Source organism: Enterobacter sp. RIT418, from assembly GCF_003057745.1.
GTDB lineage: Bacteria > Pseudomonadota > Gammaproteobacteria > Enterobacterales > Enterobacteriaceae > Enterobacter.
The window spans coordinates 16,389-41,968 of the sequence record NZ_QBJD02000014.1; the positions used below are offsets into that span (position 1 = coordinate 16,389).

Here is a 25,580-nt window from a genome sequence, read left to right on the forward strand (position 1 = left end):
TTAACGTACGGCAATCGGGTATACTCAGTCGCACCAGGTTTACCCCCTGGTGCGCCTTGCGCTTCGAGCTTTGTGGAGAGTCATTTTGCGTGTCAGCCGTTCTTTAACTATCAAACAGATGGCGATGGTCTCTGCCGTCACCATGCTGTTTGTATCCCTCTTCTGCGTAATTTTGCTGTTTCATTCCGTCCAGCAGAATCGCTATAACACGGCTTCGCAACTGGAAAGTATTGCCCGCTCGGTGCGGGAGCCTCTCTCGGCCTCGATTCTGAAGGGGGATATCCCCGAAGCAGAAACCATCCTAAAGCGCATCCAGCCCGCCGGCATCGTGAGCCGTGCCGATGTGGTGCTGCCTAACCAGTTTCAGGCGTTGAGAATGAGCTTTATCCCCGAGCGGCCGGTTCCGATGATGATAATGCGGATGTTTGAGCTGCCGGTGCAGATCTCCCTGCCGATTTATTCTCTTGAGCGTCCCTCAAACCCCCAGCCGTTGGCCTATCTGGTGATGCAGGCCGATTCATACCGCATGTATAAGTTCGTGATGAGCTGGGTTACAACGTTAGTGACTACTTGCTTACTTTTAACCCTGATCCTCAGCGTAGGGCTGACGTGGTGTATTAATCGTCTGGTTGTTCACCCGCTGCGCCGCATTGCCCGGGAGCTAAACACGCTCTCCGCGCAGGATCAGGTTGGACATCAGCTTGCCCTGCCGCGCCTGCATCATGACGATGAAATCGGCATGCTGATACGCAGCTATAACCTCAACCAGCAGCGTATCCAGCGCCAGCAGGACGAGCTGAACAGCAGCGCGACCCGTTTCCCGGTGTCCGAGCTGCCCAACAAAACGTTTTTAATGGCGCTGCTGGAGCAGACCGTCGCCCGCCAGCAGACGACCGCGCTGCTGGCCGTGGCCTGCGAAACGCTGCAGGACACCGCGGGCGTGCTGCAGGAAAACCAGCGCGAGATCCTGCTTCTTACGCTGGTGGAAAAGCTGAAATCGGTTCTGGCACCGCGCATGGTGCTGACCCAGGTTAGCGGATATGACTTCGTGATTATCGCCCACGGCGTGAAAGAGCCCTGGCACGCGGTGACGCTAGGTCAGCAAGTGCTCACTGTCATCAATGAGCGCTTGCCCGTGCAGGGCATTCAGCTGCGCCCGAGCGCCAGCATCGGAATTGCGATGTTTTATGGTGACCTGACGGCAGAGCAGCTCTATCGGCGCGCCTTCTCGGCGGCCCTCACCGCGCGGCGTAAAGGTAAAAATCAGATCCAGTTCTTCGACCCCGAACAGATGGAAAAGGCGCAGCAGCGTCTTACCGAAGAGAGCGACATTTTGACCGCGCTGGACAACCGCCGGTTTGCGCTTTGGCTGCAGCCGCAGGTGAATTTGCAAACCGGCGAGGTGAAAAGTGCCGAAGCGCTGCTGCGCGTTCAGCAGCCGGACGGCACGTGGGAGCTCCCGGAGGGGCTGATCGAACGCATAGAGTCCTGCGGCCTGATGGTGACCGTGGGGTACTGGGTGCTTGAAGAAGCCTGCCGCCAGCTTGCCGCGTGGCAGGAGCGGGGCGTTGCGCTTCCGCTGTCGGTAAACCTCTCCGCGCTGCAGCTGCTGCACCCGAACATGGTGCCGGAGGTGCTTGAGCTGATCCATCGCTACCGCATCCAGCCCGATACGCTGATTCTGGAAGTGACGGAAAGCCGTCGGATTGACGACCCGAACGAGGCCGTCGCCATCCTCAAACCGCTGCGCAACGCGGGTATTCGCATCGCGCTGGATGATTTTGGGATGGGCTACGCCGGATTACGTCAGCTTCAGCACATGAAAACGCTGCCGGTTGACGTTCTGAAAATCGATAAAACCTTCGTTGACGGACTGCCGGACGACAGCAGCATGGTGCAGGCCATTATCCAGATGGCGCACAGCCTCAAGCTGCACCTGATTGCTGAGGGCATCGAAACGGACGCCCAGCGCCAGTGGCTGGCCGAAGCGGGCGTGGAGAGCGGCCAGGGCTTCCTGTTTGCCCGCGCCGTTCCGCCGGAGATCTTCGAACAGCGCTACCTTTCTGCCGACAGCCATCGCGCAACAGTGTAATTTTGTTGCTGGCTTGTGCGAGCCAGCTCAAACTTCTTAACATTTGTGTTTCAAATTTGAACCAAGTTTATTTCTGTCCTGTTATGTGGGTGTTATTTTAGAGCCGCAGGTTAACCATAACCTTATAAAGCCTGTGGTTTTTCTTCCCAAGGACACCCTATGAAAACCTCACTCTTCAAAAGCCTTTACTTTCAGGTCCTGACGGCCATCGCAATCGGTATTTTGCTTGGCCACTACTACCCTGAACTGGGCGCACAAATGAAACCGCTTGGCGACGCGTTCGTTAAGCTCATCAAAATGATCATCGCGCCGGTAATTTTCTGTACGGTGGTGACCGGCATCGCGGGCATGGAAAGCATGAAGGCGGTGGGGCGTACCGGCGCGGTGGCGCTTCTCTATTTCGAGGTGGTCAGCACCATCGCCCTGATTATCGGCCTGATTATTGTTAACGTGGTGCAGCCTGGCGCGGGAATGAACGTTGACCCGGCGACGCTGGATGCAAAAGCGGTGGCGATCTACGCCGAGCAGGCAAAAGATCAGGGCGTTGTGGCCTTCCTGCTGGACGTTATCCCAAGCAGCGTTATCGGCGCGTTCGCCAGCGGCAACATCCTGCAGGTGCTGCTGTTTGCGGTGCTGTTTGGCTTTGCCCTGCACCGTCTGGGCAGCAAAGGCCAAATCATCTTTAACGTTATCGAAAGCTTCTCGCAGGTCATCTTCGGCATCATCAACATGATCATGCGTCTGGCCCCGATTGGCGCATTCGGCGCAATGGCGTTTACCATCGGTAAATACGGCGTGGGTACGCTGGTGCAGCTGGGGCAGCTGATTATCTGCTTCTACATCACCTGTATTCTCTTCGTCGTGGTCGTGCTGGGGTCCATCGCGCGCGCCGCGGGCTTCAACATCTTCAAGTTCATCCGCTACATCCGCGAAGAGCTGCTGATTGTTCTGGGGACGTCGTCATCTGAATCTGCGCTGCCGCGCATGCTCGATAAGATGGAGAAGCTGGGCTGCCGCAAGTCGGTGGTGGGGCTGGTGATCCCGACGGGCTACTCGTTCAACCTCGACGGCACCTCGATATACCTGACGATGGCGGCGGTGTTTATCGCTCAGGCGACCAACAGCCATATGGATATCTTCCACCAGATCACCCTGCTGGTGGTGCTCCTGCTTTCGTCTAAAGGGGCAGCAGGCGTTACCGGAAGCGGGTTTATCGTGCTGGCGGCAACCATCTCTGCGGTCGGCCACCTGCCGGTAGCGGGACTGGCGTTGATTCTCGGTATTGACCGCTTTATGTCCGAAGCGCGTGCGCTTACCAACCTGGTAGGTAACGGCGTGGCGACGGTCGTCGTGGCGAAGTGGGTCAAAGAGTTGGACCACAAAAAACTCGACGATACGCTGAATAATCGCACGCCTGAGAGCCAAAAAACCGAATTATCCTCCTGATATCTCGTCAATTGCCCGCATTCCCTTGTCGGAATGTGGGCTCCTGCGCATAATAACCGCTCATACCTGTCATAATTCGACAAGATTTTTTTTGGGTATATTTCACTTCGAGCCGTGACGTTTTGCAGAACACGCGGTCTAATCGACGTGTTTTCATCGTCATCTTTTAGAGTGCTCACGTCGCGAGACACTCTTTTTTAACCAGGAATGTTGATCAGGGGTTCACATGCAGGGCACAAAAATTCGACTCTTAACCGGCGGTTTGCTGATGATGGCAGCAGCCAGTTATGTGCAGGCAGATGCGCTCCAGCCGGACCCGGCGTGGCAACAAGGGACTCTGGCAAACGGCTTTCAGTGGCAAGTTCTCACCACACCGCAACGCCCCAGCGACCGTATCGAAATTCGTCTGTCTGTGAATACCGGCTCCCTGACGGAGAGCACCCAGCAGACGGGCTTAAGCCATTTTATTCCCCGGCTGGCGCTCACGCAGAGCGGCAGTTTGCAAGCGGTTCAGGTGCGTTCGCTATGGCAACAGGCCATCGACCCAAAACGCCCGCTCCCGCCTGCCGTGGTCTCCTATGACTACACCATGTTTAACCTTAGCCTGCCGAACAACCGCAACGACCTGCTGAAAGAAGCGCTCACCTACCTTTCAGACGCCACGGGCAAGCTCTCCATTACCCCAGAGTCCGTAAACTATGCGCTGAGCAACGGCGACATGGTGGCGACCTGGCCTACGGACACCAAAGAAGGCTGGTGGCGCTATCGCCTGAAGGGCTCTGCGCTGCTGGGCCACGACCCGGCCGAGCCGCTGAAGCAGCCTGTGGACGTCGAGCAGGTGAAGTCCTTCTATCAAAAATGGTATACGCCGGACGCGATGACCCTGATTATCGTGGGTAACGTCGATAGCCGCGCGGTGGTAGAGCAGATCAACAAAGCCTTTGGCGATCTCAAAGGCAAACGGGAAACCCCGGCGCCGGTTCCTACGCTGTCTCCGCTGCGCGTTGATCCGGTCAGCATTATGACGGATACCGTGCGTCAGGATCGCCTGTCCATGATGTGGGATACCGCATGGCAGCCGATTCGTGAGTCGGCCGCATTGCTCCGCTACTGGCGCGCAGACCTGGCGCGTGAAGCGCTGTTCTGGCACGTTCAGCAGACGCTCAGTAAGAATAACGTGAAGGATATTGCTCTTGGCTTCGACTGCCGGGTGCTCTTCCAGCGCGCGCAGTGTGCGATCAACGTTGAATCGCCCGGCGATAAGCTGAACGCGAACCTGGGCGTGGTGGCGAAAGAGCTGGCGAAAGTGCGTAAAGAGGGGCTTCCGGAAGAGGAGTTCAACGCGCTGGTGGCGCAAAAGCAGCTTGAGCTGCAAAAACTGTTTGCGACCTACGCGCGTGCAGATACCGACATCCTGATCAGCCAGCGCATTCGCTCGCTGCAAAATCAGGTGGTGGATATCGCGCCGGAACAGTATCAGAAGCTGCGTCAGGACTTCCTGAGCGGCCTGACCGTGGACATGCTTAATCAGGATCTGCGCCAGCAGCTGTCTCAGGACATGACGCTGGTGCTGCTGCAGCCGAAAGGCGAGCCGGAGTATGACATGAAGGAACTTCAGGCGACCTGGAAAACGATCATGGAGCCAGACTCACAGCCTGCTCAGGCCGCGGCGGCCGATGATTTGCACCCGGACGCAACGGATATCCCGCAGGGGCAGTAAGAGACACAACGCCCCTCACCCCGGCCCTCTTCCCAAAGGGGCGAGGGTGTTATCGTTCCCTCTCCCCTTTGGGGAGAGTGTTAGGGTGAGGGGGCATCAGCCCGCGCCGTTGTTAACCAGGCATCGCCTCACGCGGAATAATCGCTCCGCGATACTGGATCACCGTGCTGGCCGTGAGATGGCCACGCTTCGCCGCCGCTTCCGGCGAGCCTCCCGTCAGGCGTACTGCCAGATAGCCCGCGCTGAACGAATCGCCCGCCGCCGTGGTATCGATCACCTTCTCTTTCGCTAATGCCACCGCCGGAACCTCAACGGTCGCTTCGCCTGGTATCGCGATAAGGCACGCGTCCGCCCCGCGCTTAATCACAATCTCACCCACGCCAGCGGCCTGCGTGCGGGCGATAACCTCATCAACCGGCTTTTCATCCCACAGCGCGTCTTCGTCGTCCAGCGTGAGGAATGCAATATCGGTGCATTCCAGCATCTGCTGGTACACCCGCTGCGTCTCTTCGCGGCTGGCCCACAGGCGCGGGCGGTAGTTATTATCGAAGATGACTTTGCCGCCGTTGGCGCGGCACTCGCGCAGCAGCGAAAACAGCTTTTCGCGGCTTTCCGGGCTCAAAATCGCCAGGCTGATGCCGCTCAGGTAGAGATAATCAAACGTCGCCAGCTTTTCGCAGATTGCCGGTGCCGCATCGCTTTCCAGCCAGAACCTGGCCGCGGCCTCGTTGCGCCAGTAGTAAAAGGTGCGCTCCCCGGTGCTGTCGGTTTCGATGTAGTAAAGCCCCGGCAGGCGGTTTTCCATGCGCTGGATCAGCCCGGTTTGTACGTTTTCACTCTGCCAGGCCTCCAGCATCTGCTGGCTAAAGCTGTCCGTTCCCAGCGCCGTCACATAGCTTACGCTCAGGGCCTCGGGCGCCACCTGACGGGCAATATAAACGGATGTATTTAACGTATCGCCCCCAAAACCGCGGCTGACATCCGCGCCTTTTTGGGACAGCTCAATCATGCATTCGCCAATCACGGCAATTTTTTTGGACATAGTTGGAAACCTGAACAGAGACATTAACGGTAGTGTGCGTTGAGTGAATAACGCGGTCAACTATATTAAAACGTCGTTCCAATATTTTATTTGAGCCAGCACGCGTTCCTGCTAATTTCTGTCATCTTAATTTCATTTTCCCGGCGAACTGAACATAAAGTTCTCAATTGCCGCGCCGATAATCCTGTGACGAGTCCAGAAAGGCTATTCCCCCATACAACAGGACATCTGAAATGAAGTCAGAGCAGGTTATCCACCGGCTGAACATTACGCCTGAGGCAAGTATTGAGAACTTGCAGGAGCATCGCTACTGGCTGCAATGTGAACGCGCGTACACCTATCAACCGATCTACCGCACCACCGGCCAGCTGATGGCGATTGAGATCTTAACGATCGTGACGCACCCGTCCAATCCCTCGCTGCGTATCGCGCCGGACCGCTATTTTGCGGAAGTGGCTGTGCGCCAGCGTATCGACGTGCTGGAGGAGCAGCTGAACATGCTGTACTCCCGCCGCGCCTTCTTTGAACAGCACGGCATTCTGGCATCGGTGAACGTGGATGGCCCAACGCTGATGGCGCTGCGCCAGAATGCGAAGCTGCAGGCGCTGATCGCGACCCTGCCGTGGATGCGCTTTGAGCTGGTTGAGCACATTCGCCTGCCGCAGGACTCCTCGTTTGCGTCGATGTGCGAGTTTGGCCCGCTCTGGCTGGATGACTTCGGGACCGGGATGGCGAACTTCTCTGCGCTCAGCGAGGTTCGCTACGACTACATTAAAGTGGCGCGCGACCTGTTCATTATGCTGCGCCAGACCTCCGAAGGCCGAAATCTGTTCACCCTGCTGCTGCAGCTGATGAACCGTTATTGTCAGGGCGTCATTGTCGAAGGCGTTGAAACGCTGGAAGAGTGGCGAGACGTGCAAAATTCACCGGCCGCTGCCGCGCAGGGCTATTTTCTCTCCCGCCCGGTGCCGATGGACACGCTGGATAATGTGATTATCTCATTGTAAGTAAAGCTGTTTCCCATAATGGTGCGTTGCCGTTACGCGCTATTCCCGGACGCAGCATCCCCGTATCCCCGCGCCATGAACTATATTCATGGAAGCACGTCATCAGGAAAGGGGGAAACAATGACAAAAACGGCCAGGATTGCCACCTGGGTTATAGGGATTTTCTTGTTGTTGATCGTGGTCGCTATCATCATCATTGCCACGTTTGACTGGAACCGCCTCAAGCCGACCATCAACCATAAAGTCTCGACCGAGCTTAACCGGCCCTTCGCCATCCGAGGCGATCTGGGCGTAGTATGGGAGCGCCAGAAAGAGGAGACCGGCTGGCGAAGCTGGGTTCCGTGGCCGCACGTCCACGCCGACGATATTATTCTCGGCAACCCGCCCGATATTCCTGAAGTGACTATGGTCCACCTGCCGCGCGTGGAAGCCACGCTGGCGCCGCTCGCGCTGCTGACCAAAACGGTGTACCTCCCGTGGATCAAGCTTAAGCAGCCCGACGCGCGCCTGATCCGGCTGTCAGAGAAAAACAACAACTGGACGTTCAATCTCGCCAGCAGCGACGAAAAAGATCCTAACGCGCAGCCGTCATCCTGGTCGTTCCGTCTCGACAATATCCTGTTCGATCGCGGGCGGATCGCCATTGACGACAAGGTCAGCAAGGCCGACGTGCAGATCCTGGTCGATCCGCTGGGCAAGCCGCTGCCGTTCAGCGAGGTAACGGGCAATAAAGCCAAGGGGGACAACGCGAAAGCAGGCGATTACGTCTTTGGCCTGACGGCGAAAGGGCACTACAACGGCCAGCCGCTCACCGGTACCGGTAAAATTGGCGGCATGCTGGCCTTACGCAGCGAGGGCACGCCGTTCCCGGTGCAGGCGGATTTCCGCTCCGGAAACACCCGCGTGGCGTTTGTGGGAACGGTTAACGACCCGATGAACATGGGCGGCGTCGATCTCCAGCTGAAGTTTGCCGGCGATTCGCTGGGCGAGCTGTACGACCTGACGGGCGTGCTGCTGCCGGATACGCCGCCGTTTGAAACGGACGGGCATCTGGTGGCGAAAATCAACGCCGAAAAATCCTCCGTCTTCGACTACCGCGGATTTAACGGGCGCATCGGCGACAGCGATATTCACGGCACGCTCACCTACACCACCGGGAAACCGCGTCCGAAGCTCGAAGGCGACGTTGAGTCGCGCCAGCTGCGCCTGGCCGACCTGGGCCCGCTGATTGGCGTGGATTCCGGCAAAGGCACCAAGTCGAAAGAGGTCAAAAAGGACGTTCAGCCCGCGGGCAAAGTGCTGCCCTACGATCGCTTTGAAACCGACAAGTGGGACGTGATGGACGCCGATGTGCGGTTTAAAGGCGGAAAAATCGAGCACGGCAGCACGCTGCCCATCAGCAATCTTTCTACCCATATTCTTCTCAAAAACGCCGACCTGCGCCTGCAGCCGCTGAAGTTTGGCCTGGCGGGCGGGACCATCTCGTCAAACATCCATCTTGAAGGCGACAAAAAGCCGATGCAGGGGCGGGCGGAAATTCAGGCGCGCAGGCTGAAGCTTAAGGAGCTGATGCCGAACGTCGAGCTGATGCAAAAAACCCTGGGCGAGATGAACGGCGATGCCGACATTCGCGGGGTCGGCAACTCCGTGGCGGCGCTGCTGGGAAGCGGCAACGGCAACCTAAAGCTCCTGATGAACGATGGCCTCATTAGCCGCAACCTGATGGAAATTCTGGGGCTTAACGTCGGTAACTTCATTATCGGGCAGATCTTCGGGGACGACGAGGTGCGGGTAAACTGCGCGGCGGCAAACCTGAACCTGGTCAACGGCGTCGCGCGTCCGCAGATTTTCGCCTTTGACACTGAAAATGCCGTTATCAACGTCACCGGGACGGCCAGCATGGCGTCGGAACAGCTGGATTTGACGATCGATCCTGAAAGCAAGGGCATTCGCATCATCACGCTGCGCTCGCCGCTCTACGTGCGCGGCACCTTTAAAAATCCGCAGGCCGGGGTGAAGCCCGGACCGCTGATCGCGCGCGGCGCGGTGGCCGCCGCGCTGGCAACGCTGGTCACGCCAGCCGCAGCGCTGCTGGCGCTGATTTCACCGTCGGAAGGGGATGCGAACCAGTGTCGGACGATACTGTCGCAGATGAAGCACTAAGCGGAAGGGGGTTTAGGGTTCGGCCCTGAACCCTTCAAACCGCGTTCCCTTATAGCTCAGCAGGCCCGCGTCACCGACGGTCAGCTGGTGATACTGCTGCGCGTCCAGGCGAAACGTCATCTCAAGGCCGCCGTTTTGCGGCCTGAAGCTGGCTTCATAGCGCATCGCCGTGCCCGCAGGCGTCACCTGCTGCTGGCGCGAGCGGCGCTCGTTGATCGGCTTTTCGCGCTTATTGCTTACCACCACCCGCTTTTGCAGCAGCGGCGCGGCGTCGTTTTCGGCCTTCTCGCGGCGCTGCTGGACGAAGCGAAACGATGCGGCAATGACGATAATCGCCACCACCACCACGAAAAAAAGCGGCATCTTGCTCATTGAGGTATCCCATCAGATTTTGCGGATTTAAGGATACCCCGGCTTCCCCGGCATTGCCAAACGCCGTGCTGCGTCACTACACTGGGTGTGAAACTGATTATTCAGCCGTAACAGATACAGGGAGTTAATATGCTTTGGTCATTTATCGCTGTCTGTTTTTCCGCATGGCTTTACGTCGATGCGTCTTATCGTGGCCCTGCCTGGCAGCGCTGGCTGTTTAAGCCCGTCACGCTGTTGCTCCTGCTGCTGCTTGCCTGGCAAGCGCCGATGTTTAACGCCGTCAGCTATCTGGTGCTCGCCGGGCTCTGCGCCTCGCTGATTGGTGATGCCCTGACGCTGCTGCCGCGACAGCGCCTGCTGTACGCCATCGGGGCGTTCTTCCTGTCGCACCTGCTGTATACCCTCTACTTCGCCAGCCAGATGACGCTCTCAATCTTCTGGCCGCTCCCGCTGGTGCTGCTGGTCATCGGTGCGCTGCTGCTCGCCGTCATCTGGACGCGCCTGGAGGAGATGCGCTGGCCGGTGTCTACCTTTATCGCCATGACGCTGGTGATGGTGTGGCTGGCGGGCGAGCTGTGGTTCTTCCGCCCGACCTCGCAGGCGATGTCCGCCTTCTTTGGCGCCGCGCTTCTGTTAATCGGCAATATCGTCTGGCTGGGCAGCCACTATCGCCGCCGCTTCCGCGCGGATAACGCGATAGCCGCCGCGTGTTACTTCGCTGGGCACTTCCTGATTGTGCGTTCGCTCTATATCTAAATAACCCTTGACTCTGGAGTCGACTCCAGAGTGCATACTCCGGTTAATGAGAAAATTATCATTAGCCGGAGGCTGCTATGTCTGCTCCTGAATCTTCTAAAAAAGTCCCACAATTCTCTGCGCTTAAGCTCAGCCCGGCGCCTTTGAAAGCGCCATGCTGCGCCGGTGACGCTTGCGAAACCCAGGCTGAGCCTATGCCCGAAAGCGGAAACCGCTACAGCTGGGTGGTGAACGGCATGGACTGCGCCGCCTGCGCCCGCAAGGTTGAAAATGCGGTCAGGCAGGTGCCGGGCGTGAGCCATGTGCAGGTGCTGTTCGCGACCGAAAAGCTGCTGGTCAGCGCTGAAAACGACGTAAGCAGGCAGGTTGAAGCCGCCGTCGGCAAGGCCGGATATTCCCTGCGCAGCGAATCCGCGCCCGCTGAGAAAACCTCCCCGCTGCGGGAAAACCTGCCGCTGATAACGCTCATCGTCATGATGGCCATAAGCTGGGGCCTGGAACAGGTTAATCACCCGCTCGGCAACTTGGCCTTCGTTGCCACCACGCTTGTCGGGCTGTTCCCGATAGCCCGCCAGGCGCTGCGGCTGATAAAAAGCGGCAGCTGGTTCGCCATCGAAACGCTGATGAGCGTGGCCGCGATCGGCGCGCTGTTCATTGGCGCGACCGCCGAAGCGGCGATGGTGCTGCTGCTGTTCCTGATTGGCGAACGCCTTGAGGGCTGGGCGGCAAGCCGGGCGCGTAAAGGGGTAAGCGCCCTGATGGCGCTAAAGCCTGAGACCGCCACGCGGGTCGTTAACGACGCGCGTGAAACCGTCGCCATCACCACGCTGCGCCCCGGCGACGTGATTGAGGTCGCCGCGGGCGGGCGCCTGCCTGCTGACGGCACGCTGCTCACCGCCACCGCCAGCTTTGATGAAAGCGCCCTTACCGGGGAATCTATTCCGGTAGAGCGCGCGGCGGGCGAAAAGGTTCCGGCGGGGGCGACAAGCGTCGATCGCCTGGTGCAGCTGACCGTGCTTTCCGAACCGGGCGACAGCGCCATCGACCGCATCCTGAAGCTGATTGAAGAGGCCGAGGAGCGCCGCGCGCCGGTTGAGCGGTTTATCGATCGCTTTAGCCGGATCTACACTCCCGTCATTATGCTGATTGCGCTGCTGGTGGCCGTCGTCCCGCCGCTGTTCTTCGCCGCGCCTTGGGAAGGCTGGGTTTATAAAGGCCTGACGCTGCTGCTGATTGGCTGTCCGTGCGCGCTGGTGATTTCCACCCCGGCGGCGATCACCTCGGGCCTGGCGGCCGCGGCGCGTCGCGGGGCGCTGATCAAGGGCGGTGCCGCGCTGGAGCAGCTCAGCCGGATTCAGCATATCGCATTCGACAAAACCGGCACGCTGACCGTCGGCAGGCCGCAGGTTACCGGTATTTATCCGCAGGATAGCCATGAAGATGAACTGCTCGCCGTTGCCGCCGCCGTGGAGCAAGGCTCAACGCATCCGCTGGCGCAGGCCATCGTGCGCGAAGCCCAGTCTCGCGGGCTGACGATACCGGCCGCCACGGCGCAGCGCGCGCTGGTGGGCTCAGGAATTGAAGCGGAGGTTGCGGGTAAAAAGGTGCTGATCGTCGCGGCGGATAAGTTCCCGGCGCCGGAGCTGCGGGATCGCGTTGCGTCTCTGGAGCAGGGAGGGCAAACGGTGGTGGTTGTCGTTGAGGACGGCGCGCTAAAAGGCGTGCTCGCGCTGCGCGATACCCTGCGCGATGACGCCAAGGAGGCGATTGCCGCGCTGCGCCAGCTCAACGTGCAGGGCGTGATCCTGACCGGCGATAATCCGCGCGCGGCCGCCGCGATTGCCGGCGAGCTTGGGCTGGATTATAAGGCGGGCCTGCTGCCGGCGGATAAAGTCACCGCCGTCACCGAGCTCAACGGCCAGGCGCCGCTGGCGATGGTGGGAGACGGCATCAACGATGCGCCGGCAATGAAGGCTTCGACCATCGGCATTGCGATGGGCAGCGGCACCGACGTGGCGCTCGAAACCGCGGACGCGGCGTTGACCCACAACCGGCTGACCGGCCTGGCGCAAACGATCGGCCTGGCCCGCGCGACGCGCGCCAACATCCGGCAAAACATCTCGATTGCGCTGGGGCTGAAGGGGATATTTCTCGTCACCACCCTGCTCGGCATGACGGGCCTATGGCTGGCGGTGCTGGCGGACACCGGGGCGACGGTGCTGGTCACGGCAAACGCGCTGCGGCTGCTGCGGCGCAAGGCGTAAAATCGTTAACGTGTGCCGGGTCAGCAATGGATGCCGCCCGGCATATTAGGCTTCTGCGCTAACGGCTTAATTTTGATTAAAAAACGCCTGGTCATCCTCTGAAAATGAATGATGCAAGGCGGAATCGTGATCGGCTCTGGACATTCTTTGGGTGTTGGGGAATAGGCTTGGCCTCATTGCCGCAATTTCTCAAAGGATAAAGAATGGGGTTTATGACGGTTTTAGTGCTGCGGTTGAGTGCAGCATGCAAACGCTCTTCAACGACAGAAAATCTTCAGCATGCGCCTGGCCTCCAGCCATCCCGCGAAAGCGCCGGGAGTTAAGGATGTATCACTCAGAAGAGGTCATTCGCCAGCTACAAAGCCAAAAAGTATTGGCCATGAAGCTAGACCGTGCGGTGCGGGCTGTTGGCGAAGAGGTAAAGCAGCATGTGAGCAATATCGGTGCCGGAGCACAACGCCTGCTTAACTACACATCTTGCCTGACGGATGAGTATTACGACGTCTGCACCAAACAGCATCTCGAAGACTCACGTTTTCGAAAGGGAATCGTCCATCTCGTTACCCGCAGGAATATTGTCAGCGAGATGATCAGCGCGTACGTCGAGGAGATGGTTAAGGATTTCTCTCCCGACCAGCTTGCAGAGATTCAAAGAATTTTAATGCACGTAAACGTGTATATCTCTACTAGTTCGCTTACGTCCTATGCTTTTGCAACCGGCGTCGCGGCTGCTATCAGCCTTCATATCACTCTTCCCCTCTCAGGCCTGAAAGCCGCAGCAGGTTTAACAAGTGCGGTTGCGGGAAGTCTTGGCGTCTATGGGATCGTGCAGCATGCGGCGGAAAGCGCGAGACGCCTGCAGATTCAGCATCCCGCCTATTACCAGATGCTCTATTTTCGCGAGATAGAGATGATGTACTTTCTTGTGGAGCCCATCTTTATGCGAGCTGGCGTGCTCTCTCAGCAATGGACGGATAGCCATAACGTTCCTGGCGTTGCCGACAAGATTATAAGATTAATGGGGAAACAGTAATGGGCTTTTTTAAACGCTGGCTCAAACATCAGTCCCAGATTTTCTTCTGGACCTACCTACCCATCATTCTCACATTCATCTTCGGCTACATACTCGACGTTTATTTTCCAGCAGTTAGTCAGGGCTTCATTCTGTTGTTTTATTTAGCAACGCTAGGACTGGCTTACAGGATCTGGCATTGAGACACGGCAATGAGGGGCTATCTGAAAGGGTGAACCACAAAGCACTTCATTATTTTGGTGCTTATTAATAAGGATATTCATTATGTCTACACCCGCGCATTTATGGCTTGAAGATGAGAACGGCTCACCGATTGTCGGCGCATGCCTGATGCCGCTGCGGCTGGGCTCTATCGAACTGAAGTCATTCTCACATGGAGTTACCATCCCGGTAGATCCAAACTGGGGTAAGCTCACCGGTACGCGCGTTCACCGCCCCATTACGATTGTAAAAGAGTTCGACCAGACAACACCTCTTTTGTATCGCGCCGTCTGTGAAGGCCGAACCATGAAGAAAGCAACTATTAAGATGTACCGAATTCTGGATTCAGGCATTGAGGCCGAGTATTTCAACATCATTCTGGAGAACGTAAAGTTCACCACGGTTGCGCCATTCCTGACCCCTAACGTTATGAGCAGCACCCACCTCGAAACGCTCGAATTGTGCTACGAGGCCATCACATGGAAGTACACGGAAGGCAATGTTATGTATCGCGACTCATGGAACGAACATTGTCGTGCCTGAACGCGAAGGTGATTGTGGAAGGTCAAGAAACCGCCCCCGCAGGCGGTTTCTTACGCCGGGCCTTTAGCGAATCCCGCCGTATGCCAGCGTGACCTCTTTCGCGGCCTTAATCACCAGCGCGCCCAGCTCGGTCACGCGGTCGTCGGTCATGCGGGAGATCGGGCCGGAAATGGAGATGGCGGCAAAGGGTTCGCGATGCTCGTCAAAAATGCAGGCGGCAAGGCAGCGCAGCCCCAAAGCATGCTCTTCATCATCAAACGAATAGCCGCGCTTGCGGGTCAGGGCGAGATCTTCTTTCAAATGCACGGGCGACACCAGCGTGGCGTGGGTGTAGGCGTGCAGCCCTTTGCGGTGCAGCAAGCCGGTTACCTGCTCTTCGCTCAGCTGTGACAGAAACGCCTTGCCCGCCCCGGAGGCGTGCATCGGCAGCTTGCCGCCAATCGGCGCGGACATGCGCATCAGCTGCGTACACTGCACCTGATCGATGATGATCGCCTGGTGATCGCTCTGGTCAAGCACCGCCAGGTTCACCGTCTCGCCGGATTCTTCCATCAGCTTGCGCAGAATGGGGTGAACGATGGCCAGCAGGTTGCGGGTCTGGAGGAAGCTGCTGCCGACGACAAACGCATGCGCCCCTATCGCCCAGTGGCCCAGTTCGCCTACCTGGCGCACAAAGCCCAGCTGCTGCATGGTGGTCAGCAGGCGGTGCGTGGTGGAGTTCGGCAGGCCCGCCTGCTGCGCCAGCTCGGTCAGCGCCACGCTGCTGTGGGATTCGGCAATCCATTCCAGCAGCTTCAGGCCGCGCGTCAGCGATTGAACCTGTCCGCCCTGCGGCGCAGCGGGGGTAGCAGCAGGCTTTCTGCCGCGTTTTGCGGGAACGGTAGCAACCATGACGAACTCCTTTTTCTGTATCGTGGAAATTATTTTCGTTTTATTTGGCGAATTTGCAACCGCATCCTGACTGATCGGAGGAGTGATGGTGAACATGTCTCATGTTACCGCCGCGTGACTTTTCCCCCCTGCCAGATTATGCCAGTATGGAACGCAGCCTTTTGGCCTTGTCGAGCGTTGTCGGGAGCAAGTGTGAGCAACAAAGTAGAGCAGCTGCGTGCGCAGTTAAATGAACGAATTCTGGTGCTGGACGGCGGCATGGGCACCATGATCCAGGGCTATCGCCTGAGTGAAGAGGATTTCCGCGGCGAGCGTTTCGCCGACTGGCCGTGCGACCTGAAGGGCAACAACGACCTGCTGGTGCTCAGCAAGCCGTCCGTTATTAAAGATATCCACAACGCCTACTTCGAAGCCGGTGCGGACATTGTTGAAACCAATACCTTCAACTCGACAACTATCGCCATGGCGGATTACCAGATGGAATCCCTGTCGGCGGAAATTAACTATGAAGCCGCGAGGCTCGCGCGCGCCTGCGCAGATGAATGGACGGCCCGCACGCCGAATAAGCCGCGCTACGTTGCCGGGGTGCTTGGCCCCACCAACCGCACCGCGTCAATTTCACCGGACGTTAACGATCCGGCGTTCCGTAATATCACCTTCGATCAGCTGGTTACCGCCTACCGCGAATCGACCAGGGCGCTGGTGGAAGGCGGTTCTGACCTGATCCTGATTGAAACGGTCTTCGATACCCTGAACGCCAAAGCCGCCATCTACGCGGTAAAAGAAGAATTTGAATCGCTGGGCGTCGATCTGCCGATCATGATTTCCGGCACCATCACCGATGCCTCCGGGCGCACGCTCTCCGGCCAGACGACGGAAGCATTCTACAACTCCCTGCGCCACGCCGAGGCGCTCTCCTTCGGGCTGAACTGCGCGCTGGGGCCGGACGAGCTGCGTCAGTACGTGCAGGAGCTGTCCCGCATTGCGGAATGTTACGTTACCGCCCACCCAAACGCCGGTCTGCCGAACGCTTTCGGTGAATACGATCTTGACGCCGACACCATGGCGGCGCAGATCCGCGAGTGGGCCGAGTCTGGCTTCCTCAATATTGTCGGCGGCTGCTGCGGCACCACGCCGGAGCACATTGCGGCGATGAGCAATGCGGTTGCGGGCCTGCCGCCGCGCAGGCTGCCCGAGATCCCCGTTGCCTGCCGTCTCTCCGGCCTTGAGCCGTTAACCATCGGCGATGACAGCCTGTTTGTGAACGTGGGCGAACGGACCAACGTGACCGGTTCGGCGAAGTTTAAGCGCCTGATCAAAGAAGAGAAATACAGCGAAGCGCTGGACGTTGCCCGCCAGCAGGTGGAAAGCGGCGCGCAGATTATCGATATCAACATGGACGAGGGGATGCTCGACGCCGAGGCGGCGATGGTGCGTTTCCTCAACCTGATCGCCGGCGAGCCGGACATTGCCCGCGTGCCGATCATGATCGACTCTTCAAAATGGGACGTCATTGAAAAAGGGCTGAAGTGCATTCAGGGCAAAGGCATCGTTAACTCCATTTCGATGAAGGAGGGCGTTGACGCCTTTATCCATCATGCGAAACAGGTGCGCCGTTTTGGCGCCGCCGTCGTCGTGATGGCCTTTGACGAAGTGGGACAGGCCGACACCCGCGAGCGCAAAATTGAGATCTGCCGCCGCGCGTACAAGATCCTGACCGAAGAGGTGGGCTTCCCGCCGGAAGATATTATCTTCGACCCGAACATCTTCGCCGTGGCGACCGGCATTGAAGAACACAACAACTACGCGCAGGACTTTATCGGCGCGTGTGAAGACATCAAGCGCGAGCTGCCGCACGCGCTGATCTCCGGCGGCGTATCCAACGTCTCGTTCTCATTCCGCGGTAACGATCCGGTGCGCGAGGCGATCCACGCGGTGTTCCTCTACTATGCCATCCGCAACGGCATGGACATGGGGATCGTCAACGCGGGGCAGCTGGCGATCTATGACGATCTGCCCGCCGAGCTACGCGACGCGGTAGAGGACGTGATCCTTAACCGTCGCGACGACGCCACCGAGCGCATGCTGGATCTGGCCGAGAAATACCGCGGCAGTAAATCCGACGAGGCGGCCAGCGTGCAGCAGGCCGAGTGGCGCGCCTGGGACGTGAAAAAACGCCTGGAATATTCGCTGGTCAAAGGCATCACCGAGTTTATCGAGATTGATACGGAAGAGGCCCGGCAGCAGGCCGCGCGCCCGATTGAGGTCATCGAAGGCCCGCTAATGGACGGCATGAACGTGGTGGGCGATCTGTTTGGCGAGGGCAAAATGTTCCTGCCGCAGGTGGTCAAATCCGCCCGCGTGATGAAGCAGGCCGTGGCGTACCTGGAACCTTACATCGAAGCCAGCAAAGAGAAGGGCTCCAGCAACGGCAAGATGGTGATCGCCACCGTGAAGGGCGACGTACACGACATCGGCAAGAACATCGTCGGCGTGGTGCTGCAGTGCAATAACTACGAGATTATCGACCTCGGCGTAATGGTTCCGGCGGACAAAATCCTCAAGACCGCGCGCGAAGTGAACGCGGACCTGATTGGCCTCTCCGGACTGATTACGCCGTCGCTGGACGAGATGGTTAACGTGGCGAAAGAGATGGAGCGCCAGGGCTTTACCATTCCGCTGCTGATCGGCGGGGCGACCACCTCGAAAGCGCATACGGCGGTGAAAATCGAGCAGAATTACAGCGGCCCGACGGTGTACGTGCAGAACGCCTCGCGCACCGTGGGCGTGGTGTCCGCGCTGCTGTCCGACACCCAGCGCGACGAGTTCGTGGCCCGCACCCGCAAAGAGTACGAAACCGTGCGCATCCAGCACGGGCGTAAGAAACCGCGCACGCCGCCTGTCTCACTTCAGGCCGCGCGCGACAACGATCTGGCGTTCGACTGGGCGGCCTATACGCCGCCGGTGGCGCACCGGTTGGGCGTGCAGGAGGTGAGCGCCAGCATCGAAACGCTGCGTAACTACATCGACTGGACGCCGTTCTTTATGACCTGGTCGCTGGCGGGCAAATATCCGCGCATCCTCGAAGATGAGGTGGTGGGGGAAGAGGCGAAGCGCCTGTTCAAAGACGCGAACGATATGCTCGACAGACTGAGCGCGGAGAAAACGCTCAACCCGCGCGGCGTGGTGGGCCTGTTCCCGGCGAACCGCGTGGGTGACGACGTGGAAATCTACCGCGATGAAACCCGCACGCACGTGCTGGCCGTCAGCCGCCATCTGCGCCAGCAAACCGAGAAGGTGGGCTTCGCCAACTACTGCCTGGCCGATTTTGTTGCGCCGAAGCTCTCCGGTAAGGCCGACTACATCGGCGCGTTTGCCGTCACCGGCGGTCTGGAAGAAGATGCGCTGGCCGATGCGTTCGACGCGCAGCACGACGATTACAACAAAATCATGGTGAAAGCGATTGCCGACCGCCTGGCGGAAGCGTTCGCGGAATATCTCCACGAACGCGTGCGCAAGGTGCACTGGGGCTACGCGGCGAATGAGAACCTCAGCAATGAAGATCTGATCCGCGAAAACTACCAGGGCATTCGCCCGGCGCCGGGCTATCCGGCCTGCCCGGAGCACACCGAAAAAGGCACCATCTGGCAGCTGCTGGACGTGGAAGCGCATACGGGTATGAAGCTCACCGAGTCGTTCGCCATGTGGCCGGGCGCATCGGTTTCCGGCTGGTACTTCAGCCATCCCGACAGCAAATACTTCGCGGTGGCGCAGCTTCAGCGCGATCAGATCGAGGATTACGCGCTGCGCAAGGGAATGAGCGTCTCAGAAGTGGAGCGTTGGTTAGCCCCTAATCTGGGCTACGACGCGGACTGACGTCACCTTTCCTTACAACAAACAGGGCGCTCATCGGGCGCCCTGTCTCTTTCTTACGTTCAAAGCCTTATACTGGAGTATGGAAAAACATAACGATAAGGAGAAAACCCTTCCGTGCTGACTCTGCTACATCTGCTTTCTGCCGTGGCGCTGCTGGTTTGGGGCACGCATATTGTCCGTACCGGCGTGATGCGCGTGTTTGGCGCGCGGTTACGCACCGTTCTGAGCCGCAGCGTTGAGAAAAAACCGCTCGCCTTCTGCGCGGGGATTGGCGTGACGGCGCTGGTCCAAAGCAGCAACGCCACCACCATGCTGGTGACCTCATTCGTCGCGCAGGATCTTGTGGCGCTGGCCCCGGCGCTGGTGATCGTGCTGGGGGCGGACGTGGGGACCGCGCTGATGGCGCGCGTCCTGACGTTCGATCTCTCCTGGCTATCGCCGCTACTGATTTTTATCGGCGTCATCTTCTTCCTCGGACGTAAGCAAAGCCGCGCCGGACAGCTGGGGCGCGTGGGGATCGGCCTCGGGCTGATCCTGCTGGCGCTGGAGCTGATCGTGCAGGCGGTGACGCCCATCACCCAGGCCAACGGCGTGCAGGTTATTTTCTCCTCGCTGACCGGCGATATCATGCTGGACGCGCTGATCGGCGCGGTGTTTGCCATCGTCAGCTACTCCAGCCTGGCGGCCGTTCTGCTGACGGCGACGCTGACCGCGGCAGGAGCCATCTCGTTCCCGGTTGCCCTGTGTCTGGTCATCGGCGCCAACCTCGGCTCTGGCCTGCTGGCGATGCTCAACAACAGCGCGGCCAACGCTGCTGCCCGCCGCGTGGCGCTGGGCAGTCTGCTGTTTAAGCTGGTGGGCAGCCTGATTATTCTGCCGTTCGTCCACCCGCTGGCGAACCTGATGGACAACCTGCCGCTGCCAAAGGCGGAGCTGGTGATCTACTTCCACGTCTTCTACAACCTCGTGCGCTGCCTGGCGATGGTGCCTTTTGCCGCGCCGATGGCCCGCTTCTGCGAGCGCCTCATCCGCGACGAGCCGGAGCTGGACGCGCGCCTGAAGCCGAAGCATCTGGATACCTCCGTGCTGGACACCCCCGCGCTGGCGATTGCCAACGCCGCCCGCGAAACCCTGCGCATGGGCGACGCGATGGAGACCATGCTTGAGGGGCTGCAAAAGGTGATGCACGGCGAGCCGCGCGAAGAGAAAGAGCTGCGCAGGCTGGCGGACGACATCAACGTGCTCTATACCGCCATCAAGCTCTATCTGGCCCGCATCCCGCAGGACGAGCTGGCGGAGGAAGAGTCTCGCCGCTGGGCGGAAATCATCGAGATGTCGCTTAACCTGGAGCAGGCCTCGGATATCGTCGAGCGCATGGGCAGCGAGATCGCGGACAAATCCCTGGCCGCCCGCCGCGCGTTTTCTGGAGAAGGCCTGAAGGAGCTGGAAGCGCTGCATGAACAGCTGGTAAGTAACCTGAAGCTGGCGATGTCGGTCTTCTTCTCCAGCGACGTGCCGAGCGCCCGCCGCCTGCGCCGCAATAAGCACCGCTTCCGCATTCTCAACCGCCGCTACTCGCACGCCCACGTTGAGCGCTTACACCAGCAGAACGTGCAAAGCATCGAGACCAGCTCCCTGCACCTGGGGCTGCTGGGGGACATGAAGCGCCTGAACTCCCTGTTCTGCGCGGTGGCCTACAGCGTGATGGAGCAACCGGACGAAGATGACGACCGGGATGATTATTAATCTCTGAAAGCGCCTCGCAAAACCGTATTGCGGGGCGTGACAGCGCATACCGAGCCATTTACGCTTGAGACCTTACATTTTTAAGGGAATAGAAAATGCTCGTTTATTACGCTACACTTCGCCAATTCATGCGCATTCCAATGGGGGTTATCATGCGCACTGCTCATGGCATTAAAAAATCGGTCAATGTGTCGTTAGCGCCGGAGATTCTTGAGGAGGCGCGACGGCTTAAGCTTAATCTCTCCGCTGTACTGACGGCTGCGCTGCAGGAGCAGTTTCGCGCCCATCAGCGCGCAGAGTGGTTAGAAGAGAATAAAGCGTCTATCGAGGCCATTAACCAGTGGGTTGATGAAAACGGCTCTTTTAGTGATTTTCAGAGGTCGTTCTGATGGAGCAATTTTTTGCTTATGCCAATGAAGGTAATGGAAAAAAAGCCTATCCATGGTTAATCAACATGCAGCATTCCGTGGCCAATGTGATGAAGCATGTTCTCGTCGCTCCCGCTGTTGAACTTAGCCTCCTGGGAGGCATCCAGCCGCCTGCAAAAGTGTGCCCCGTGGTTGAGATAGCCGGTCAGCCCTGCGTGGTCATGATGCACATGCTGACAGGCATCCCTTCAAAAGAGCTAGGCGAACGTGTGGCCGATCTCACTGATAACAGCGCGTCGTTGCGGGATGCACTCGATTTTCTGATCAACGGTTACTAAGACTTTTTTGTCAGTCGCAAGGTGAGGTATATTTCGCCCTTCACAGGAGAAACTATGCTGCCAACTCAATCAACCCGATTAAACAAATACATTAGCGAGAGCGGGATCTGCTCACGTCGCGAGGCTGACCGTTACATTGAACAGGGTAACGTGTTTCTTAACGGCAAACGCGCCACGATTGGCGACCAGGTTGTGCCTGGCGACGTGGTCAAAGTCAACGGTCAGCTCATTGAGCCGCGTGACGCGGAAGACCTTGTATTTATCGCGTTGAACAAGCCGGTTGGCATCGTCAGCACCACCGAAGACGGCGAGCGCGACAACATCGTGGATTTCGTCAACCACAGCAGCCGCATCTTCCCGATTGGTCGTCTGGATAAAGACTCGCAGGGGCTGATTTTTCTCACCAACCACGGCGATCTGGTGAACAAGATCCTGCGCGCCGGTAACGACCACGAAAAAGAGTATATCGTGACGGTGAACAAGCCGGTGACGGACGAATTTATTCGCGGAATGGGCGCGGGCGTGCCGATTCTGGGCACCGTGACGAAAAAGTGCAAGGTAAAGAAAGAGGCGCCGTTTGCGTTTCGCATTACCCTGGTGCAGGGCTTAAACCGTCAGATCCGCCGCATGTGCGAACACTTTGGCTATGAGGTCACAAAGCTTGAGCGCACGCGCATCATGAACGTCAGCCTGTCCGGCATTCCGCTGGGCGAGTGGCGTGACTTAACGGACGATGAGCTGATTGAGCTGTTTAAGCTTATCGAGAATTCATCCTCCGAAGCGAAGCCTAAAGCCAAGGCCAGGCCGAAAGCCCAGGGAATTAAGCGCCCGGTGGTGAAGGGGCCGCAGGCTGAAGATAAAAATCGCGGTAAGCCCGCGAATAACGGCAAGCGCTTTGCCCAGCCGGGTCGCAAAAAGAAAGGGCGCTGATTAGCGCCTTCCACGGGTAGAGGTATTTGCCGACCAGGAAAAGGTCGCCTCTGCATCCGGTTTATAAGCCTGATCTTTCTTCAGCTTGCGGGCTTTCTTTGCTTCCGCTTCGCGCTGCGCCATCAGCTTGTCGATATACTCTTTTTTGACCTGATTGGTTTCGGCGTTCGTCAGCGTGCGGCCGTGTGCGATACGCGCGCGGTCGAGGAGCGTTTTAAGTTCACGCTGCTCGGCTTCCGTCATGTCTTTCTGGGTCAATCGTGGTGTCGCCATTGCTGAAGCCTCCTGTGGGGGAGGCTTCAGTGTAAAGCAACTGCCGCGAATTAACCCTGTTTAACCGCATCTTTTTTAGGTTGTTCATCAATCGGCTTGCCGGACCAGTAGCCCGCCAGCAGCGAGCCGGACAGGTTATGCCAGACGGAGAACAGCGCCCCCGGCAGCGCGGCCAGCGGTGAGAAGTAGATTTTACCGAGCGCTGCCGCCAGGCCGGAGTTCTGCATGCCCACCTCGATCGCCAGCGTGCGGCAGGTGGACTCATCAAAGCCAAACAGCTTCCCGCCCCAGTAGCCGCCGAGCAGGCCGATGGTGTTATGCAGCACCACCGCGATAATCACCACAACGCCTACGGACGCGATGTGCGACGCCGAGCCCGCGACCACGGCGCTGATAATGGCCAGAATGCAGACCATCGAAAATGCCGGCAGGTAAGGCTCAACCGCTTTCACCACGCGCGGGAAAAGGTGGTGGATCACCAGCCCCAGCGCAATCGGGATCACCACGATTTGCAGGATGCTCAGCAGCATTCCCATGACGTCCACCTGAATATGCGCATCGACGTAAAGGCGCGTCAGCAGCGGGGTGGCAACCACGCCCACCAGCGTGGAAACGGAAGAGATGGTGACCGACAGGGCAACGTCTCCTTTCGCCAGGTAAATCATCACGTTAGACGCCGTACCGCTGGCGACGCTCCCCACCAGCACCATCCCGGCGGACAGATCTGGCGGCATCTTAAAGGCCATTGCCAGCAGCCACGCGGCGAGCGGCATCACCAGGTAGTGCAGGAAAATGCCTGCGGCAACCGGCGCTGGGCGGGAAAGCACGCGTTTGAAATCATCGATTTTCAGGTGCACGCCCATGCCGAGCATAATCAGCATCAGCAGCGTGGTGACCCACGGGCCAATCCCCGTGAAGGTGGTTGGCGTGTAATAGGCGAGTACCGAGAGCAGCAGCGCCCACAGCGGGAACAGCCGGGTAATGGCGGATAACATAATGTATTCCTTGCAGTATTGTCGTGTTGTTTAGTTATGAAAAAGCCGGGTCTGCGCCCGGCTTATCGATATTGTTTAACGCGCTAACGAATTTTATTCAAACAAATTCTGATGAAGTTTCTGCACGACCTGCTCCGCCTGATCGGCAGGGACCAGGAAGCATAGGTTGTAGCTGGATGCGCCGTAGCAAATCATGCGGATGCTGAACGGGTCGAGCACGCCGAACACCTCTTTGCCCACGCCGCAGGCGCGGGACAGCTTGTTACCGATAATGGCAACCAGCGCCAGATCCTCTTCCACCTCCACGCGGCACAGTTCGGACAGCTCAATCAGCAGCGACTGCGTCAGCAGGGTGTCACCGGTAGAGGTGGAGCCGGTGGTATCCAGCGTCAGGGCAATGCTCACTTCCGACGTGGTAATCAGGTCCACGGAGATATTGTGGCGTGCCAGAATGCCGAACACTTCTGCCAGAAAGCCGCGGGAGTGCAGCATATTGTGGCTGTGCAGCGTGACCAGCGTCTGCTTGCGGCGCAGCGCCAGGGCGCGGAACAGCGGCGGGCTGTCGGTTTTCTTACAGACCAGCGTACCGCCCGCTTTGGGATCTTTGCTCGAGCCAACGAAGACGGGAATGTCGCTGCGCACGGCGGGCAGCAGCGTGGCCGGATGAAGCACCTTCGCGCCGAAGGTCGCCATTTCGGCGGCCTCTTCAAAGGCGATCACGTCAATACGCTTTGCGGCAGAGACTATGCGCGGGTCGGTAGTGTAAATGCCGGGCACGTCGGTCCAGATATCCACGCGCGTCGCGTGCAGGGCTTCGCCCAGCAGCGCGGCGGTGTAATCACTGCCGCCGCGGCCCAGCGTGGTGGTGCGGCCTTTGGCTTCGCTGCCGATAAAGCCCTGGGTAATCACAATGCCTTCTTCCAGGCGCGGCGCCAGCTGCTGGCCGGTCAGTTCGGCCAGTGCTTCAACGTCCGGCTCGGCGCGGCCAAAGCGGTCGCTGGTGCGCATGATTTTACGCACGTCAAACCACTGGGACTGAACGTTGCGCTCGCGCAGGATCTCAACGAACAGCAGGGTCGACATCAGCTCGCCGTGGCTGACCAGCTCGTCCGTCAGGGCGGTTGAGGTCGCCAGCGACGCCGCTTCCGCCAGGGTGGTGATATTTTCCAGCAGGCGTTCAATTTCTTCGCGAATAACGTTTGGGTTTTGCAGGCGCTCGAGAATATCGAACTGAATTTTGCGCAGCGCGTCCAGCTTGACGAAACGTTCGGTCGCTTCCAGTCCTTCAGACAGTGAAACCAGCAGGTTCGTCACGCCAGCGGAGGCAGAAAGCACCACCAGGCGAGTATTCGGATCGGCCAGCACCACATCGGCGCTGCGGTTCATGGCGTCGTAATCCGCCACGCTGGTGCCGCCAAATTTAGCGACCACAAAACTCGTCATAACAACCTCGTGTCAGGAAAAGAATAAAGCGACCGTGGCACAAGATTGAAACGATAACAGGTGCAGCCGCAAATACGGCCC

20 protein-coding genes are annotated in these 25,580 nt (G+C 58.6%); 14 read left to right on the forward strand and 6 right to left on the reverse strand.

From position 1 onward, the window contains the following. Positions 1–85: 85 nt before the first annotated feature. The 3 genes from hmsP (at position 86) to DBY73_RS16140 (ending at position 5,258) form a co-directional block, all read left to right on the forward strand. The gene (gene hmsP / locus DBY73_RS16130) at positions 86–2,092 is read left to right on the forward strand and encodes a biofilm formation regulator HmsP (RefSeq protein ID WP_220092930.1); all 2,007 of its coding nucleotides are present in this window, start codon (positions 86–88) and stop codon (positions 2,090–2,092) included. Between the two features lie 159 nt (positions 2,093–2,251). Beyond that, complete coding sequence (locus DBY73_RS16135; protein ID WP_112012083.1) at positions 2,252–3,538, forward strand: dicarboxylate/amino acid:cation symporter; 1,287 nt, start codon at positions 2,252–2,254, stop codon at positions 3,536–3,538. Positions 3,539–3,764: 226 nt separating this feature from the next. Beyond that, positions 3,765–5,258, forward strand: a complete 1,494-nt coding sequence (locus DBY73_RS16140; RefSeq protein WP_112012084.1) for a pitrilysin family protein — start codon at positions 3,765–3,767, stop codon at positions 5,256–5,258. Between the two features lie 112 nt (positions 5,259–5,370). Here the strand turns inward: DBY73_RS16140 and DBY73_RS16145 are convergent, their stop codons facing one another. Further along, a complete protein-coding gene (locus DBY73_RS16145) occupies positions 5,371–6,300 on the reverse strand; it encodes a sugar kinase (protein WP_112012085.1) in 930 nt (309 codons plus the stop codon). Between the two features lie 233 nt (positions 6,301–6,533). On the opposite strand from DBY73_RS16145, the gene pdeH reads away from it, so the two are divergent. Beyond that, complete coding sequence (pdeH, locus tag DBY73_RS16150; protein WP_112012086.1) at positions 6,534–7,307, forward strand: cyclic-guanylate-specific phosphodiesterase; 774 nt, start codon at positions 6,534–6,536, stop codon at positions 7,305–7,307. 120 nt (positions 7,308–7,427) lie between these two features. Further along, complete coding sequence (locus DBY73_RS16155) at positions 7,428–9,470, forward strand: AsmA family protein (RefSeq protein ID WP_112012087.1); 2,043 nt, start codon at positions 7,428–7,430, stop codon at positions 9,468–9,470. 12 nt (positions 9,471–9,482) lie between these two features. Here DBY73_RS16155 and DBY73_RS16160 read toward each other — a convergent pair whose 3' ends face one another. Next, entirely contained in the window at positions 9,483–9,842 is a 360-nt protein-coding gene (locus tag DBY73_RS16160; RefSeq protein ID WP_112012088.1) for a DUF2500 domain-containing protein, read from the reverse strand. A 129-nt stretch (positions 9,843–9,971) separates the two neighbouring features. Between DBY73_RS16160 and DBY73_RS16165 the strand changes: the two genes are divergently transcribed. The 4 genes from DBY73_RS16165 to tssD all read left to right on the forward strand — a co-directional run bounded on the left by DBY73_RS16165 (position 9,972) and on the right by tssD (position 14,639). After that, on the forward strand, positions 9,972–10,598 hold the full coding sequence (locus DBY73_RS16165; RefSeq protein WP_112012089.1) for a lysoplasmalogenase: 627 nt from the start codon (positions 9,972–9,974) through the stop codon (positions 10,596–10,598). Between the two features lie 77 nt (positions 10,599–10,675). Next, on the forward strand, positions 10,676–12,862 hold the full coding sequence (zntA, locus tag DBY73_RS16170; RefSeq protein WP_112012090.1) for a Zn(II)/Cd(II)/Pb(II) translocating P-type ATPase ZntA: 2,187 nt from the start codon (positions 10,676–10,678) through the stop codon (positions 12,860–12,862). A gap of 325 nt (positions 12,863–13,187) precedes the next feature. Next, the gene (locus DBY73_RS16175) at positions 13,188–13,895 is read left to right on the forward strand and encodes a hypothetical protein (RefSeq protein WP_112012091.1); all 708 of its coding nucleotides are present in this window, start codon (positions 13,188–13,190) and stop codon (positions 13,893–13,895) included. A gap of 264 nt (positions 13,896–14,159) precedes the next feature. Continuing rightward, the gene (gene tssD / locus DBY73_RS16185; protein ID WP_112012093.1) at positions 14,160–14,639 is read left to right on the forward strand and encodes a type VI secretion system tube protein TssD; all 480 of its coding nucleotides are present in this window, start codon (positions 14,160–14,162) and stop codon (positions 14,637–14,639) included. A 63-nt stretch (positions 14,640–14,702) separates the two neighbouring features. On the opposite strand, the gene iclR is transcribed toward tssD, so the two are convergent. Continuing rightward, complete coding sequence (iclR, locus tag DBY73_RS16190) at positions 14,703–15,530, reverse strand: glyoxylate bypass operon transcriptional repressor IclR (RefSeq protein WP_112012195.1); 828 nt, start codon at positions 15,528–15,530, stop codon at positions 14,703–14,705. A 192-nt stretch (positions 15,531–15,722) separates the two neighbouring features. On the opposite strand from iclR, the gene metH reads away from it, so the two are divergent. The 5 genes from metH (at position 15,723) to rluF (ending at position 22,788) form a co-directional block, all read left to right on the forward strand. Beyond that, complete coding sequence (gene metH, locus DBY73_RS16195; RefSeq protein WP_112012094.1) at positions 15,723–19,406, forward strand: methionine synthase; 3,684 nt, start codon at positions 15,723–15,725, stop codon at positions 19,404–19,406. A gap of 114 nt (positions 19,407–19,520) precedes the next feature. After that, positions 19,521–21,152 (forward strand): Na/Pi cotransporter family protein, encoded by a 1,632-nt coding sequence (locus DBY73_RS16200; RefSeq protein WP_112012095.1) that lies wholly within the window; start codon positions 19,521–19,523, stop codon positions 21,150–21,152. A 95-nt stretch (positions 21,153–21,247) separates the two neighbouring features. After that, complete coding sequence (locus DBY73_RS16205; RefSeq protein ID WP_112012096.1) at positions 21,248–21,541, forward strand: type II toxin-antitoxin system CcdA family antitoxin; 294 nt, start codon at positions 21,248–21,250, stop codon at positions 21,539–21,541. Continuing rightward, positions 21,541–21,858, forward strand: a complete 318-nt coding sequence (locus DBY73_RS16210; protein ID WP_112012097.1) for a CcdB family protein — start codon at positions 21,541–21,543, stop codon at positions 21,856–21,858. Before DBY73_RS16205 ends, DBY73_RS16210 begins: the two co-directional genes overlap by 1 nt. A 54-nt stretch (positions 21,859–21,912) precedes the next feature. Next, positions 21,913–22,788 (forward strand): 23S rRNA pseudouridine(2604) synthase RluF, encoded by an 876-nt coding sequence (gene rluF, locus DBY73_RS16215; protein WP_112012098.1) that lies wholly within the window; start codon positions 21,913–21,915, stop codon positions 22,786–22,788. On the opposite strand, the gene DBY73_RS16220 is transcribed toward rluF, so the two are convergent. From DBY73_RS16220 to lysC, 3 genes are all read right to left on the reverse strand, one after another. Further along, positions 22,789–23,061, reverse strand: coding sequence for a DUF3811 domain-containing protein (locus DBY73_RS16220; RefSeq protein ID WP_112012099.1), 273 nt, complete (start codon positions 23,059–23,061; stop codon positions 22,789–22,791). Positions 23,062–23,111: 50 nt separating this feature from the next. Next, positions 23,112–24,056 (reverse strand): ketopantoate/pantoate/pantothenate transporter PanS, encoded by a 945-nt coding sequence (gene panS / locus DBY73_RS16225; protein ID WP_112012100.1) that lies wholly within the window; start codon positions 24,054–24,056, stop codon positions 23,112–23,114. A gap of 93 nt (positions 24,057–24,149) precedes the next feature. Beyond that, positions 24,150–25,499 (reverse strand): lysine-sensitive aspartokinase 3, encoded by a 1,350-nt coding sequence (gene lysC, locus DBY73_RS16230; protein ID WP_112012101.1) that lies wholly within the window; start codon positions 25,497–25,499, stop codon positions 24,150–24,152. Positions 25,500–25,580: the final 81 nt, after the last annotated feature.

Coding starts and splice junctions, on each gene's coding strand:
- rluF (WP_112012098.1), top strand. CDS start 21,913: ATGCTGCCAACTCAATCAACCCGATTAAACAAATACATTAGCGAGAGC.
- DBY73_RS16145 (WP_112012085.1), bottom strand. CDS start 6,300: ATGTCCAAAAAAATTGCCGTGATTGGCGAATGCATGATTGAGCTGTCC.
- DBY73_RS16155 (WP_112012087.1), top strand. CDS start 7,428: ATGACAAAAACGGCCAGGATTGCCACCTGGGTTATAGGGATTTTCTTG.
- DBY73_RS16160 (WP_112012088.1), bottom strand. CDS start 9,842: ATGAGCAAGATGCCGCTTTTTTTCGTGGTGGTGGTGGCGATTATCGTC.
- DBY73_RS16175 (WP_112012091.1), top strand. CDS start 13,188: ATGTATCACTCAGAAGAGGTCATTCGCCAGCTACAAAGCCAAAAAGTA.
- zntA (WP_112012090.1), top strand. CDS start 10,676: ATGTCTGCTCCTGAATCTTCTAAAAAAGTCCCACAATTCTCTGCGCTT.
- DBY73_RS16210 (WP_112012097.1), top strand. CDS start 21,541: ATGGAGCAATTTTTTGCTTATGCCAATGAAGGTAATGGAAAAAAAGCC.
- lysC (WP_112012101.1), bottom strand. CDS start 25,499: ATGACGAGTTTTGTGGTCGCTAAATTTGGCGGCACCAGCGTGGCGGAT.
- DBY73_RS16140 (WP_112012084.1), top strand. CDS start 3,765: ATGCAGGGCACAAAAATTCGACTCTTAACCGGCGGTTTGCTGATGATG.
- tssD (WP_112012093.1), top strand. CDS start 14,160: ATGTCTACACCCGCGCATTTATGGCTTGAAGATGAGAACGGCTCACCG.
- DBY73_RS16135 (WP_112012083.1), top strand. CDS start 2,252: ATGAAAACCTCACTCTTCAAAAGCCTTTACTTTCAGGTCCTGACGGCC.
- DBY73_RS16205 (WP_112012096.1), top strand. CDS start 21,248: ATGCTCGTTTATTACGCTACACTTCGCCAATTCATGCGCATTCCAATG.
- iclR (WP_112012195.1), bottom strand. CDS start 15,530: ATGGTTGCTACCGTTCCCGCAAAACGCGGCAGAAAGCCTGCTGCTACC.
- pdeH (WP_112012086.1), top strand. CDS start 6,534: ATGAAGTCAGAGCAGGTTATCCACCGGCTGAACATTACGCCTGAGGCA.
- DBY73_RS16220 (WP_112012099.1), bottom strand. CDS start 23,061: ATGGCGACACCACGATTGACCCAGAAAGACATGACGGAAGCCGAGCAG.
- DBY73_RS16165 (WP_112012089.1), top strand. CDS start 9,972: ATGCTTTGGTCATTTATCGCTGTCTGTTTTTCCGCATGGCTTTACGTC.
- panS (WP_112012100.1), bottom strand. CDS start 24,056: ATGTTATCCGCCATTACCCGGCTGTTCCCGCTGTGGGCGCTGCTGCTC.